We start from the raw sequence: 13,520 nt of genomic DNA, 5'->3' as shown, positions 1-13,520 counted from the left end.
TGCGGTAATCCACTAAGATACCCGCTTTAAAAAAGCCTGACAACCTTTACAGGGTTAATTTTAAGTGAAAAAACACCCGTTTCAGAGAAAAATTAACTTGAGGGAGATAAGGGCTATTAAAATACTGAGGCCCCATACATAGTACTTCCGGGGAACTTTTATCCAATTGAGGGCAATAAAAGTCAGGGTCAGCACTGCGAGGAGTACCAGGATTTGAGCCCCTTCAATTCCAGCGGCAAAACCGAGAAGTGGCCCTGTTTTTTCATCCTCCCCCGCCATCAGCATCCTGAAGTAATTCGAAAATCCCAGCCCGTGTATCAGGCCAAAAAAGCCTGTGGTGACCAAGTCTATCTGAAAGGCTTTCCTGGAGGCATCTGCCTTATCGGATATATTCAGGTTGAAAAGGGCGGTGACCAGTATGGTTACGGGAATCAACAATTCCACCAGATCCGAATTTACTTCGACAATTCCATAAGCAGCCAGCGCCAGTGAAATACAATGGGTAGTGGTAAAGAGGGTCGCCAGCCAGAAGACTTTTTTCCACTGTACAAAGGTAAAGGGCAGGGCAAGGGCGGTCAGAAAGAGTACGTGATCGTAACCGTTCGGATCCAAAACATGGGTGAATCCCAATTCAGTATAAAACCAAAAATCATTCATTCTCTACAAATTTAATACCCGCGGCCTACAGTCCCCTTTCCTTTTGTATCCTTTCATAAGCCAGTTGTACCCTTTTGAACTTCTCTTCAGCCCCTTTTCGGATGGCTTCATCCTGGGTATTTACCCGATCCGGGTGGTACTTTTTAGCCATCTCCCTATAGGCCTTTTTGACCTCCTGATCGGTGGCCGTGCGTTCAATTTCGAGTATGGTATAGGCAGTATCAGCAGATTCTACGAACATCGCTTTGATGCTTTCAAAATCCCTTTTCCCAAGCCTGAGGTATCCTGCAATTTCCCTTAATTTATCGTATTCCGCCGGGCTGACCCTTCCATCCGCCCCGGCAATGCCGAACAGGAAATGAACCAGCTGTAAGCGAACTTCATAGCGCGTCCGCTGATTCAGCGTAGTGCAAATCCGCTGAGCCGATATCTCGCGTTTCTTAACGACTTCATTAAAGGTTCTAAAAATGGCATTTGCCTTTTCCTTCCCATAGGTGCTGAGAAAATACTGCCGGACATAGTCGAGCTCTCTCTGGCTCACGCTGCCATCCGCCTTAATCACAATTGAACAAAGTGAAATCAGGTGAAGCTCAAAATCCTGGGGGGAAACCTGAGAACGGTTCAAATCCCGGAAGACGCTTCCTCCTTTATCACTCATCGCGTCGACCAGGCTTCCCATAAAAAACCCGAGCAGGGCTCCCGGAAGCCGGAAAAGGAAGTACCCGAGTATGGCCGCAACCCATTTGATCATTTTAACAATTTTGGGCAAAGATAGAAGATTCAATATGAAATCGATACCCTTCCATACCCATTGGAAAACCTTGAAAATTCGTATGTTTTTGTACCTTTGTAAATCACTAAAATTAAAAACGCTATGTACCCAGCAGAGTTAGTTAAACCCATGCGCGATGATCTGGCCTCCGCCGGATTTGAAGAGCTATATACGGCAGAAGCCGTAGAAAACGCTATAAAGAACGAGGGAACTACCCTTGTCGTTGTGAATTCGGTTTGTGGATGTGCCGCTGCCAATGCTAGACCGGCAGCAAAAATGAGCCTTCAGAATGAAAAAACCCCTGAGCGGCTCGTAACCGTTTTTGCAGGAGTAGACCGCGAGGCCGTTGACGCTGCGCGTAACCTGATGGTTCCCTTTCCACCTTCTTCACCAAGTATGGCTCTTTTCAGGGATGGGGAACTCGTTCATATGATCGAAAGGCACCATATCGAAGGCCGTCCGGCGGAAATGATTGCCGAAAATCTTGTTCAGGCTTTTGATGAATTCTGCTAGATCGTAATCTATTTTAGAATTCTATAGTACAAACCGCTTGTTATCAGGCGGTTTTTTATTTTTGAAGGCATGGAACGAATCATTTCCTATCCTATTTCGGCCCTTTACATGGTGATCTTTGGCCTCACCCTGGTCATCTTTCATCCGATTCAATGGATCTGTTTTAATGTATTTGGATACCAGGCGCACAAACAAAGTGTCAGCGTCTTAAACCTCTGTCTGATGCGTTGTACCCACATTCTGGGTACCCGCTATAAATTCTACAACACAGAACTCCTCCCCGCTACAGGACCGACCATCGTGGTTGCGAATCATCAGAGCATGTACGACATCCCACCCATTATATGGAAGCTCAGGAGATTGCACCCCAAGTTTGTGAGCAAAAAAGAATTGGGAAGAGGTCTCCCGAGTGTCTCCTATAACCTCAGACACGGGGGTTCCGTACTTATTGATCGCAAGGATCGAAAACAGTCCCTGGGAGCCATCAAGGAACTTGGCGATTATATCGAAAGGACCGGTCGTTGTGCCGTTATCTTTCCGGAGGGCACCCGGAGCAGGGATGGAAACCCGAAGGCATTTCGAATGGTCGGCCTGAAAATGCTAACAAGGAGTGCTCCTTCCGCTCAAATTATCCCTGTCAGCATCAATAATTCGTGGAAAATACTTCGGTTTGGCAAGTTTCCATACGGCCTTGGTGCACGGCTTGAATTCACAATACACCCTCCTGTCCCGGCAGCGGGATGCACAGATAAAACACTGGAAGAAATTGAAGCCACCATTGGCTCAGCCATAAAAGTCAGCAAATGAACGATGCCGAAATTGTCGAAGAAACAATTACTTACGTCCGGGAAGCATTAAAGGACTCCGAAGGGGGACACGATTGGTTTCACATTCAGCGGGTATTTCGAAATACGCTTCTGATCGCAAAAGATGAGGAGGTAGACGTCCTGGTGGTAAGTCTGGCTGCACTGCTGCACGATATAGCCGATCCTAAATTCCACGATGGGAATGAGGAAATCGGACCGGAAAAAGCTTCCACTTTTCTGGAAAAGCTCAAAATTCCTGAAGGACAGAGGGATCACGTAATTAAAATAATCCGCCACATGTCCTTTAAAAACACCCTTGACAGCCCCAAAAATCCTTTCGATTCCAAGGAGCTCCATGTGGTTCGGGACGCAGACAGACTGGATGCCATGGGGGCCATTGGTATCGCAAGGGCTTTTAATTTTGGAGGATTCGCTGGTCGTAAACTCTATGATCCTGAGATCGCCCCCAATCCCAAAATGGACAAGGCTGCCTACAAAAAGAACACAGGCCCTACCATAAATCACTTTTACGAAAAACTCTTGTTGCTCAAAGACCTAATGCATACCAAAACGGGGAAAAGACTGGCCGAAAGGCGCCACCAGTTCATGTTGGATTTCCTGGAGGAGTTCTATAATGAATGGAATGGAAAAGCTTGAAATCAACCGCTTTTTGTATCTTTTTGACCTAAACTATTTTTAATCCTATCATAAATGCGCAGAAGAACCTTTCTCAAGAATGCAGCTGCAAGTTCAGCGGCTTTTAGTATTGTCCCCAGTTATGTGCTCGGCAAAGGACATGTTCCACCCAGCGATACCCTGTATGTTGCCGCCTTTGGTGTTGGCGGAAGGGGCAGCGGGGTCATGCAGGGACTGGATGCAACTGGAAAGGTAAAATACGTTGCCCTTTGCGATGTTGACGATCGACGCGCTTCGGGAAGTTATGAGAAATATCCGGAGGCAGCAATATACAGGGATTTCAGAAAGGTATATGACAAGCACCTCAAGGAGATCGATGCCATTATGGTCGCCACCCCGGATCACACCCATGCGACTATTGCCCTCCCTTTTATGAGGGCTAAAAAACACGCATATGTTGAAAAACCCCTTACCCATAATATCCGGGAAGCACGGCTCATGACCAAAACCGCCCAGGAGATGGGGATCGTGACACAGATGGGGAATCAGGGCGCCTCGAGTGATGATAGCCGAATCGCCAGGGAATGGGTTGAAGCCGGGGTCATCGGCTCAATAGAACGTGTGGATTGCTGGACGAATCGTCCGGTCTGGCCCCAGGGCATTCCGATCCCCAAAGACATACATTCCATTCCCGAAGGCCTGGACTGGGATTTATGGCTCGGCCCGGCAGCAATGCGCGACTACAACGACGCATACCTTCCTTTTAAATGGAGGGGATGGTGGGATTTCGGAACAGGAGCCATGGGAGATATGGGATGTCATATTATGGAAACCCCTTTTAGTGTCCTGGATCTGGGATACCCTACAGAAGCTGAAGCGAGCTGCACAACGAATTGGGTCGGGGATTTTGTGGAAGCGGATTACAGCGCCTCCTGCCCCTCCTCTTCCATTGTCCGGTTAAAATTCGACACCGAAAAACATGGAGAAGTGCGCCTTAATTGGTACGACGGAGGTATCCTGCCGGACCTGCCTGATGAATTAAAAGATGGGGAACGGATAGGAGGTACGGGTGGCGGAAGTATTTTCTACGGTTCAAAGGGAATTATGGTTTGTGATGTATATTCCAGAAACGCCCGCCTCCTGCCCTCGGAAATGATGGATTTGTTAAACCCTCCTAAACCGGTATATCCAAGGATTGCAGGGGATGTGGAAGGTCATCAGAAGAATTGGGTAGACGCCTGCATGAATGGGGGAACTACCTCCTCTGATTTCAGTCGATCCGGACCCCTGACGGAATCCGTACTCATGGGGAATTTAGCGATTCGCGCTTTCCAGAATAAAACCCTGAAACCCGGAAAAAACATAGGGGATTGGGATCCCTTTGACTACCCGGGAAGAAGAAAAATCCAGTGGGATGGCCCCAATATGCGCGTGACGAATTTTGACAAGGCGAATGAGTGGGTCAACGGGAGTTACAGAAGCGGCTGGGAACTAACCTGAAGCGCTTGCAGCCCCTAAAAGAGCGGTAACTGCCCGGTCTTGTACTGCTGATGTAAAGCCGTATTTAATTCGGGAAATTCACGATGCTTAAAATAACGTCTCCGGGCAATTCCCGCCATATGGTGCAATTGTTCAGCAACGGCTCCTTCCCCTTTTTGCCGTATACCAAATCTACTGTCATTGACAGAGCCGCCATGGCAGGATTTAATCAGTGAAAGCACTTTTTCTGCCTTATCCGGAAGTGCTTTCTGGATCCAGGATGTGAAGATATCTCCTATGGCGCCATTGAGTCGAACCACCGTTAAGCCGAATGATCGCGCGCCTACCCCAGCCACAGCCTCTGCCAATGCCATAATCTCATGGCTGTTGATTCCGGGTATAATGGGGGCGAGCATCGCATTGACCGGGATTCCCGCCTCAGACAGCAACCTAATCGTTTTTAACCGCTGGGGTGTTGTGGTTGTTCTTGGCTCAAGCAGGCTTCGGGTCTCTTTATTAAGCGAGGTCACAGAGACATGAACACCTATTAGGCGGTCTTTGTGCAGTGCCTTTAATAAATCCAGGTCCCTCAATATCATGGCGTTCTTTGTAATAATCCCAACAGGGTGTCTGTACTTTAAAAACACCTCCAGGCATGCGCGCGTAATCTCGAAGTGTTTCTCGGCGGGTTGGTAACAGTCCGTATTGCCCGAGAGCACAATGGGCGTAGCTTTCCACTTGGGCTTCCTTAAAAATGCATCCAATAGTTTTGGGGCCTCTTCCTTCACCAGGATCTTTGACTCAAAATCAATCCCCGGGCCGTATCCCCAATATTCATGGGTGTTCCGGGCGTAGCAATAGACACATCCGTGTTCACAACCCTGGTAAGGGTTCATGCTGTAACCGATTCCGATATCGGGGCTTTGCACCTGATTGACAATGGTTTTCGGAAAAATTTTCTGATAGGTCGTCTTTACCTTTTGGGGTTCCCCTTCCCTGAAAAGGTGTTCCAAATATTCAGGTGATTCTTCGTGCCTAAGTTTTTCAAAACGGTTGTTCCGCTTTTCCTGGGCACCCCGGCCTCTGTTGAGGGCATTTGAGTTCTGAATAGAAATATCGGACATTGTCCAAATATATGGATTTATTCCAATTTAAAAAATGTTGATTTAAGGTCTGAGATATGTCCCCTTAAAGCGGGTTTTGCCCTATCGCACTTTTATGGACACCAATTGTTTTCGCGATCCCTGCTTGGCATAGAATAGCAGTTTATCGCTGTCCGAGTCAACAAAGGGCATGGAAACCATAAAAGGCAGGCGTGCCTCATCGGAATCGATGATTTTCTCATAACTGAGGGAACCTTCCGAATCGAGGCGGATCACAAAAACATTTCGGCTGCGGCTATATCCCTGTTTAAAAATAAGCCTTTCCTTACCGATAAGCTGGGGTTCTTCGGTGGCGAGGCAAAGAAAGAAATACGTTTGACCGTCTTTGGAATACGAACTGTATGAGGTATACGCCCCATCACCCTGGGTGACTTCGGTTTTGTTGATGTTCCTCGCCCAAATCAGATTCCCTTCAGAATCCAGTTTTGCGCTGATTATATCGTTGTGGTGAAAGCGTTGAATTCGCACCCGGCCGCCGCTGGCATTTGCCTGCATACTCTCGGTCATAAAGAATTCCTCAGCGTTAAATAGCAGTGAGCCATCCTCAGTGAACTGGGCACCTTTAAAAACGAGGTTTTTAACGACCTTGTCGGACTCCTGCCCGAATTTATCAATCATAAATTGTTCAGAGAATGGATTGTATTTTCGTTTGAGGACCGTCAGTTTCTCCGGATCCAGGACCAAATACTGTAAGCCATTGTAGCGGTTGTCCTTTCGATCTGCATAAAACCCTGCACAAATAAGCTTGTTTCCATTCCAAAGGGGTTTGACTCCTTCTGAATATTTTCCCGGGACATCATCAAACACCTGCGTCTTTATACCCCCGTTGTGGAGCCTTAAAAGTTCGTATTGAAACTTTCGCTCCTCTGCCTTAAACCGGCGCTTTCTGAAATAGGCCTTTCCCACCAGATATACGGACGACAGATCCGGAGAAACAGCAAGTTCTTCAAAAGCGTAATTCTTCTCCTCGCTTTCCGATGAGAAATCCTTGTCCATGATCTGCTCGAGCTTATTATTGTAAACGAGTATCCGATGACTGAGTTCCTTGTTCTGGGATTGGAGGATACTTATGGCAAAAACACGGGAGTCAGGATCAGAGAGAACCGTTGTCGAAAAACCGGATTTGAAACTGCGGTTGTAATAGTTCTTCTCTATAGGCTGGTCTACATAATCTGCCTTAAGGGAAAGCAGATTCCGGACGGTAAAATTGTAGTTGCCCACCGGGCTCTGGTGCACGGTATATTGATAGGTTTGCTTTTCGGAATCATATTCCAAAAACAAAAGGTATATCTGATCATTTGCCACTAAACCATGTACAAAGTCTCCATCTTTATACTTATAGTTATATTCTTCTAAGAGCTTGAGTTCAGAATCATACCTTTCGATCAAATAGCCCTTTGGGCGCACTAAGAGGCCCGAATAATATCCTCGCACCAGGATCTTATCTGAGGAAACCGTTTCTGAAAAAGTAAGGAGGTTGGAGTATTTATACCGATCTTTATATTTATCGCCGAACTCGTAATCCAATGGCATTTCCTGCCCATTGCATACCCATAAGGTAAGGATGCCGGCAAGCAGGCAAAGATTTCGTAACATGGATGCTCAATTTAGGTCAAGCGCCCGGAAAATCTGGAGATCGTTTTTCCAGGAAAGCCCTGGTCCCCTCCTTAAAATCTTCAGTGCCAAAACAGTCGCCAAAGGCAGTTATTTCAGCCTGAAATCCGGGTTGGCTACTACTAAAACCAGCATTTACAGCTTTTATTGCATAGGAAATTGCCACCGGTGAATTTTTGAGAATCTGTTTTCCAAGCGTACGGCAAAATTCCATAAGATCCTCCTGAGGGGTGACGTGGTTCACCAGACCGTATTCCAGTGCCTTATCCGCCTTAATCATTCCTCCGGAGAGAATCATTTCCATCGCTCTTCCCCTGCCGATGAGCATAGGAAGGCGCTGGGTGCCTCCATAACCCGGAATGACTCCAAGCGAAACTTCCGGCAACCCCATTTTGGCATTTGCGCTGGCAACCCTGAAATGGCATGCCATAGCGAGTTCGAGTCCGCCTCCAAGGGCAAAGCCATTTATGGCAGCTATAACAGGGGTATTCAACTGTTCGATGCGATCAAAAAGCTGCCGCTGTCCCTCAGCGGCAAGTGCCCGGCCCTCCTCTGTGGAATAAGCGGCAAATTCAGCAATATCAGCCCCGGCTACAAAAGCTTTGGAGCCGGAACCCGTCAGAATGATAACCCGCACCTCCCGGTCATCCTCAAGGGTTGCAAGGGCACTGCCCAGTTCGGAGATGGTTTCCCGGTTCAGGGCGTTGAGTTTCTCTGGACGGTCCACGGAAATAACGGCTATTCCCGCTTCAACTTGAACGGCTACGGAATTAAAATTCATGCGACTACGGATTTATGTTTTGAAATTTGAGGTATCCGGACGGTAAAAACCGTCCCCTTTCCTGTTGTTGAGGTAAACTCAATACTGCCTTTGTACGTCTCGACGATTGTCTTAACCATGCCCAGGCCAAGGCCCATACCACTGCTCTTGGTTGTAAATTTCGGTTCAAATATTTTATCCCTGAACTCCTCTTCTATCCCCTTCCCGTTATCAGCCACAGAAATTTTGGCCATGTCATCCTCTGCGGAAACGACGACCAGGATTTTCGGATTTTCTACGTCGGGTAGCGCCTGAATCGCATTTTTAACCAGGTTTGTAATGACTCTGATCAGTTGGGTGCGATCCATTTTCACCACGAGATTATCCGCCTCGGATATAAAATGAATAAAAGGTTCATTAAAAATATCAAGGGCGAGTTTCACCACTTTTGAAACATTCAGTGTTTCGTTTTGCTGGGCGGGCATTTCTGCAAAATTCGAAAAGGCGGAGGCAATACTGCTCAGCGTATCGATTTGCTGGATCAGGGTTTTTGAAAACTCCTTCATTTTCTGACCAATCTCCGGATCAGCCGGATCGAATTTCCGCTCAAAACTCTGGACACTCAGGCGCATGGGGGTCAGTGGGTTTTTGATCTCATGGGCCACTTGTTTCGCCATTTCCCTCCAGGCCTGTTCGCGTTCGCTCCGGGCCAGCATAGCGGCGCTATGGGAAAGTTCGTCAATCATTGCATTATAGGCATCCACGAGTTGGGAAATTTCAAGGCTTGGGTCTTCGATCAGGATTTTTTCATTCGTCCGGGCCAGGCGCGTCTGATTCAACTTTTCGGAAACCGTTTGCAGGGACCGGGTAATGTATTTGGAAATAAAATAAGCAAGGGCTATCGCCAGCAGCAACATAAAGAGGTAAACAATCCCCAAACGCATGAGGAATTCTCGCAGTTCTTTATCGTAAAAGGAATTCTCTTCAAAATAAGGAAGATGTAAAATTCCAATGGGCTTAAAATGGCTGTCTGTGATATACGAATAAGAGGCCTGGTAGTTAAAGCCGGCAGCCACATTGGCTTCTATAAAATGTTTGTCCACGCTATTGCGAAGGGAATCCAGGATATGGGTTTCCAGCCGGACGGAAACGGAGTCATTGTCGAATTGGGGACGGGAACTCTTAATCAGGCGCCCCTGCAGGTCGTACAGGTTAAAGTTCGTGCCTTCAATAATGGCAATCCTGTAAATTTCATCCTTAAAAATAAGGGATAAATACTCTGAAGCAATCGGGTAAGTTGTCCGTTGAAGGGCAAAGGTAATGGCCTGTTTAATCTGGACTTCTTTCCGCCCCAATCGGTCTTCATGGTATTCTCTGGATTGCTCCTGGAACTGATAGACCGTTACCCCGGCAATTAAGACCGAGGCGATCAGCACCAATAAGATCATAGAGACAAAGATCCGGGACCGCAATGATACCTTCGAGAACAAGCTTATAGGTTTAAGGCTAAAGATAGCAATAATCGCACCAAAATTTTCTGTGTCTTCTATTGGCGAAACGAAAACTAAAGGCTGTCTTCTTTGGTCGAAATCCTGCCCGTTAACGGCCCCTGACTTTTTTATACAGCCGTATTCCCAGCATCAGGAGGACTGCGAGCACAACAAGGCCTCCCAAACCATAGAGCCATTGAAAACTGCTTTTCAGAATCGCGAGAAAGACCACGGCAAACAGGATAAGGGTTGCGCCCTCATTCCAAATACGCATGTATTGTGAAGTATAGGTAAACGTTTCCCGCTGGAACTTCAGGAACATTTGATGTGTTTTTAAATGGTAAATAAAAAGCAAGGCAATAAATCCGAGTTTGACATGCATCCAGGGTTGGGAAAGCCAGGAGGGCATGGCGACCAATAAACCCAGGGCAAACAAGGTACACAGGATGGCAGAAGGCCAGGTAATAATATACCAAAGTCTTTTTTCCATGATCCGGAACTGGCTGGAAAGCACTTCACGGGCGGCGTCGGGTTTGTCCCTGGCTTCAATATGATAAATAAACAGACGAGGCATATAAAAAAGCCCGGCAAACCAGGTAACCACAAAAATTAAATGCAGGGATTTTATGTAATTATAATACTCGGCCATTGGCGGGATTTGCCGTAAACATACATCAAGTGGCTGAAAGAATAAAATTCTCTTAGGAACAGAAATCTTCAGGAATAATCCCCGTAGAATTCCACCTAATCGCTCACTTTCCGGAAAATCCGGAACAAAAAGAATACCCCGATGGCCGGAATGACCCACCCCAGCTGATAGCTTTGTAATGGCCACCACCCCTGAAGAAATTCACTTATTTGTGGCATCCCTATGCTGCTCATAAAATCCGGAATCGAAAAGAAAAGTGTGGTAAAGACCACGGTTCTGAAGACCGTTGGCGGGGTCCATTTTCCTGGCATTATATTAAGAAGGATCAATACAATGGTCAGTGGGTAAATGAACATAAGGGCAGGAAAGGCAATTGCAATAATGTAGTCTACGGGGAATTGTCCCATCAGTACCCCCAGGAAACAACCGATAAATGCCGTAATCCTGTAGGCGAGGTTGGAATCCCCGAATCTCGACTTCATAAAATCAGCCGTCCCGGTCACAATCCCCACCGCGGTTGTAAAACAGGCGAGGGCAATCAACACACTTAAGAAAATATTGCCATTGTAGCCCAGTGCCCTCGAGCTCATTTGTTGCAACACCTCAGTTCGGCTTAAACTTTCATCCAGTTCAGCTCCCAACATGGCACCGGAAAGGATCAGGCCGGCGTACAGTACAAGGAGGCCCGTACCTGCCAACCATCCAGCGCGGGATATATAAAGAAACCGCTCTTTAACCTCCAAATCCGGCATTTCATTTCTTAGGGATATGAGGATCACGCCCCCAACGACTACGGCCCCAATCGCATCAAAAGTCTGATAGCCCTCCAGAATACCCGCCGAAAAGGGGTTTTCAAGTAGTGTTTCACCGGGTACTCCTCCTCCAAACAAGGTAATGCTTCCGATCAGGACAAGCAGGACAAGGAGGATGGTCGGTGTAAGCCATTTACCGATAAGGGGTACAATCCGCGACCGGTTAAGGACCAGAATAAACACCAAACCAAAATAGATCAGGCTGGTTCCCAGAGCTGAGATATCGAAAAAGGGGGCGACGCCCATTTCGTGAGTTACTGAAGCTGTCCTGGGGGCCGGCAGTGAAATGGAAATTGCGTAGACCAGATAGCAGAAAACCAGGCTAAATCTGGGAGAAACCTTTCGGGCAAAATCGAACATGTCGCCCTGAAGGCGGGCATGGGCCAGTATTCCCAGCATGGGGATACCCACCGCGGAAATGCTGAATCCGATCCCTGTCTGCCACCAGGAAATGCCCGAGCGCATTCCCAATTGAGGTGGAAGGATGAGATTTCCGGCACCGAAAAACAATGAGAACAAGGCCAGTGCCAGAATCCATTCAGATTTTCGTTTGATTTTTGATCTTGCCAATACTGCCGCTTTTAACGATTTGGATCCTCAGACCCAATTTAGGTTTTCCGGACAACTCTACTGCTTTTTGTCGAAAAAAAGAAGAAATTATCGGAACTATCCAATAAAACGGATGGACCGTTCGTTGGAGAATAGTCTGAACAACTAATTGAATCTAAAGTATACGAATAAACGAGGTGATTATAAGGCAATATCGAATTCCCAATCGAGCCGACAATATCCCACAAAACCTACTGCCATGAAAAAACTCTTTTGTTCCCTATTTGGACACCATTACAGCGTTTCAAAAAAAGTGACTTCCCATATCAAAGAATATTCTTGCGTGCATTGTGGCAAACAGGTAACTACTGACGCAAGTGGTAATTTGTCTCTTCTGACGCCCGAGATGAAAGAAATCAACGAAACACTGGAGAATATCTACCAAAAAAGGCATGGACAAGGATCGCATCAGTTAGCGTGATCATGACCTTTCCCAAAGGCATTCCATCCCTGTGCAGTCAGTGGAATGGAGTTCCCCCCTCTTGTAATCAGGTTTGCCCCAGAGCCTTTTTCAGTCATATGCCCGATAACCGTTAAATCAGGATTTCCCTTTATTTTCGAATAATCATCCTGGGAAATCGTAAATAACAATTCGTAATCTTCCCCTCCACTCAGAGCAGCCAGCGTGCTGTCTACCTTAAATTCCTCACAGGTACTTATCACCATCGGATCCAAAGGGATTTTATCCTCAAACAAATTACACCCAACCCCACTGGAAGTGCAGAGGTGAAGGATTTCAGAAGAAAGGCCGTCACTGATGTCGATCATCGAAGTAGGCTGCACCTGAAGTGATTCCAAAAGGGCAATGATATCTTTGCGCGCTTCGGGTTTGAGTTGTCGCTCCACGATATAGTGATACGGTTCCAAATCCGGCTGATGATTTGGGTTGACCTTAAAGACCTCCTGTTCCCTCCTGAGCACCTGAAGTCCCATATAAGCGCCTCCCAGGTCTCCACTGACAACGAGCAGGTCGTTGGCCTCTGCCCCGCTTCGGTAGGCTATTTGTTTTTCAGAATCCGTCTGCCCAATGGCAGTGACGGAAAGGATCATCCCCTTGGTGGAAGAGGTGGTGTCGCCTCCAACTACATCTATTCCATATTGTTTTGCCGCCAGGCCAATCCCCAGATAAAGTTCTTCAAGAGCTTCCAGAGGAAATCGGTTGGACACCGCCATGGAAACCGTTACCTGAGTTGGGATCAGGTTCATGGCGCAGACATCACTGAGGTTTACAACCACGGCTTTGTAACCCAGATGTTTCAATGGGGTGAAACCCAGGTCGAAATGAACGCCCTCCACCAGCATGTCAGTGGTGATCGCCATAAAATGGGACCCCAGAGAAATAATAGCAGCGTCGTCCCCAATTCCCTTGCGAGTAGAGGGTTGCAAAATGGGCAAAGCCTCGGTAAGATGTGCGATTAATTCGAACTCCCCGAGTTCTTCGAGCTGTGTCCGCTTCGAATCCTTATTGTCAAACATGCCGCAAAAATACTATCCCTGTTTGTGAAACCTCCTATTTCGGATAAAAAAACCAGATAAAACCCTCTCAGACCGCCGATTAGG

General features: G+C 47.1%; 14 protein-coding genes. 5 read left to right on the top strand and 9 right to left on the bottom strand.

The window, feature by feature from the left end:
* Positions 1-81: 81 nt before the first annotated feature.
* Together QU605_RS00970 and QU605_RS00965 are read right to left on the bottom strand one after the other, a co-directional pair.
* Complete coding sequence (locus tag QU605_RS00970; RefSeq protein WP_289723387.1) at positions 82-657, bottom strand: HupE/UreJ family protein; 576 nt, start codon at positions 655-657, stop codon at positions 82-84.
* 25 nt (positions 658-682) lie between these two features.
* Entirely contained in the window at positions 683-1,408 is a 726-nt protein-coding gene (locus QU605_RS00965; protein WP_289723386.1) for a TerB family tellurite resistance protein, read from the bottom strand.
* Positions 1,409-1,531: 123 nt separating this feature from the next.
* Here QU605_RS00965 and QU605_RS00960 point away from each other — a divergent pair, with 123 nt between their 5' ends.
* The 4 genes from QU605_RS00960 to QU605_RS00945 all read left to right on the top strand — a co-directional run bounded on the left by QU605_RS00960 (position 1,532) and on the right by QU605_RS00945 (position 4,884).
* Entirely contained in the window at positions 1,532-1,942 is a 411-nt protein-coding gene (locus QU605_RS00960) for a BrxA/BrxB family bacilliredoxin (RefSeq protein ID WP_289723385.1), read from the top strand.
* A 69-nt stretch (positions 1,943-2,011) separates the two neighbouring features.
* Positions 2,012-2,749 (top strand): lysophospholipid acyltransferase family protein, encoded by a 738-nt coding sequence (locus tag QU605_RS00955; protein WP_289723384.1) that lies wholly within the window; start codon positions 2,012-2,014, stop codon positions 2,747-2,749.
* On the top strand, positions 2,746-3,405 hold the full coding sequence (locus tag QU605_RS00950; protein ID WP_289723383.1) for an HD domain-containing protein: 660 nt from the start codon (positions 2,746-2,748) through the stop codon (positions 3,403-3,405). The genes QU605_RS00955 and QU605_RS00950 overlap by 4 nt, the downstream gene beginning before the upstream one ends.
* 54 nt (positions 3,406-3,459) lie before the next feature.
* Complete coding sequence (locus QU605_RS00945) at positions 3,460-4,884, top strand: Gfo/Idh/MocA family protein (protein WP_289723382.1); 1,425 nt, start codon at positions 3,460-3,462, stop codon at positions 4,882-4,884.
* Between the two features lie 14 nt (positions 4,885-4,898).
* Here the strand turns inward: QU605_RS00945 and QU605_RS00940 are convergent, their stop codons facing one another.
* The 6 genes from QU605_RS00940 to brnQ all read right to left on the bottom strand — a co-directional run bounded on the left by QU605_RS00940 (position 4,899) and on the right by brnQ (position 11,921).
* The gene (locus QU605_RS00940) at positions 4,899-5,987 is read right to left on the bottom strand and encodes a PA0069 family radical SAM protein (RefSeq protein ID WP_289723381.1); all 1,089 of its coding nucleotides are present in this window, start codon (positions 5,985-5,987) and stop codon (positions 4,899-4,901) included.
* An 81-nt stretch (positions 5,988-6,068) separates the two neighbouring features.
* On the bottom strand, positions 6,069-7,622 hold the full coding sequence (locus tag QU605_RS00935) for a hypothetical protein (protein ID WP_289723380.1): 1,554 nt from the start codon (positions 7,620-7,622) through the stop codon (positions 6,069-6,071).
* Positions 7,623-7,638: 16 nt separating this feature from the next.
* Positions 7,639-8,421 (bottom strand): enoyl-CoA hydratase/isomerase family protein, encoded by a 783-nt coding sequence (locus QU605_RS00930; RefSeq protein ID WP_289723379.1) that lies wholly within the window; start codon positions 8,419-8,421, stop codon positions 7,639-7,641.
* Entirely contained in the window at positions 8,418-9,848 is a 1,431-nt protein-coding gene (locus tag QU605_RS00925; RefSeq protein WP_289723879.1) for a sensor histidine kinase, read from the bottom strand. The genes QU605_RS00930 and QU605_RS00925 overlap by 4 nt, the downstream gene beginning before the upstream one ends.
* A 151-nt stretch (positions 9,849-9,999) precedes the next feature.
* Positions 10,000-10,539 (bottom strand): CopD family protein, encoded by a 540-nt coding sequence (locus QU605_RS00920; RefSeq protein WP_289723378.1) that lies wholly within the window; start codon positions 10,537-10,539, stop codon positions 10,000-10,002.
* Positions 10,540-10,634: 95 nt separating this feature from the next.
* The gene (brnQ, locus tag QU605_RS00915; protein ID WP_289723377.1) at positions 10,635-11,921 is read right to left on the bottom strand and encodes a branched-chain amino acid transport system II carrier protein; all 1,287 of its coding nucleotides are present in this window, start codon (positions 11,919-11,921) and stop codon (positions 10,635-10,637) included.
* A 238-nt stretch (positions 11,922-12,159) separates the two neighbouring features.
* Between brnQ and QU605_RS00910 the strand changes: the two genes are divergently transcribed.
* The gene (locus tag QU605_RS00910; RefSeq protein ID WP_289723376.1) at positions 12,160-12,381 is read left to right on the top strand and encodes a DUF1660 family phage protein; all 222 of its coding nucleotides are present in this window, start codon (positions 12,160-12,162) and stop codon (positions 12,379-12,381) included.
* On the opposite strand, the gene thiL is transcribed toward QU605_RS00910, so the two are convergent.
* Positions 12,369-13,436 (bottom strand): thiamine-phosphate kinase, encoded by a 1,068-nt coding sequence (gene thiL / locus QU605_RS00905; RefSeq protein WP_289723375.1) that lies wholly within the window; start codon positions 13,434-13,436, stop codon positions 12,369-12,371. The two genes, QU605_RS00910 and thiL, sit on opposite strands and share 13 nt — an antisense overlap.
* Positions 13,437-13,520: the final 84 nt, after the last annotated feature.

It is taken from the genome of Robiginitalea aurantiaca, assembly GCF_030380815.1.
Classification (GTDB): Bacteria; Bacteroidota; Bacteroidia; order Flavobacteriales; family Flavobacteriaceae; genus Robiginitalea; species Robiginitalea aurantiaca.
This window is presented reverse-complemented; position numbering and strand designations above follow the sequence as displayed.

Bases quoted from the DNA above. Each gene is read 5' to 3' on its own strand.
- QU605_RS00970 (WP_289723387.1), bottom strand. From the start codon at position 657: ATGAATGATTTTTGGTTTTATACTGAATTGGGATTCACCCATGTTTTG.
- QU605_RS00965 (WP_289723386.1), bottom strand. From the start codon at position 1,408: ATGATCAAATGGGTTGCGGCCATACTCGGGTACTTCCTTTTCCGGCTT.
- QU605_RS00960 (WP_289723385.1), top strand. From the start codon at position 1,532: ATGTACCCAGCAGAGTTAGTTAAACCCATGCGCGATGATCTGGCCTCC.
- QU605_RS00955 (WP_289723384.1), top strand. From the start codon at position 2,012: ATGGAACGAATCATTTCCTATCCTATTTCGGCCCTTTACATGGTGATC.
- QU605_RS00950 (WP_289723383.1), top strand. From the start codon at position 2,746: ATGAACGATGCCGAAATTGTCGAAGAAACAATTACTTACGTCCGGGAA.
- QU605_RS00945 (WP_289723382.1), top strand. From the start codon at position 3,460: ATGCGCAGAAGAACCTTTCTCAAGAATGCAGCTGCAAGTTCAGCGGCT.
- QU605_RS00940 (WP_289723381.1), bottom strand. From the start codon at position 5,987: ATGTCCGATATTTCTATTCAGAACTCAAATGCCCTCAACAGAGGCCGG.
- QU605_RS00935 (WP_289723380.1), bottom strand. From the start codon at position 7,622: ATGTTACGAAATCTTTGCCTGCTTGCCGGCATCCTTACCTTATGGGTA.
- QU605_RS00930 (WP_289723379.1), bottom strand. From the start codon at position 8,421: ATGAATTTTAATTCCGTAGCCGTTCAAGTTGAAGCGGGAATAGCCGTT.
- QU605_RS00925 (WP_289723879.1), bottom strand. From the start codon at position 9,848: ATGATCTTATTGGTGCTGATCGCCTCGGTCTTAATTGCCGGGGTAACG.
- QU605_RS00920 (WP_289723378.1), bottom strand. From the start codon at position 10,539: ATGGCCGAGTATTATAATTACATAAAATCCCTGCATTTAATTTTTGTG.
- QU605_RS00910 (WP_289723376.1), top strand. From the start codon at position 12,160: ATGAAAAAACTCTTTTGTTCCCTATTTGGACACCATTACAGCGTTTCA.
- thiL (WP_289723375.1), bottom strand. From the start codon at position 13,436: ATGTTTGACAATAAGGATTCGAAGCGGACACAGCTCGAAGAACTCGGG.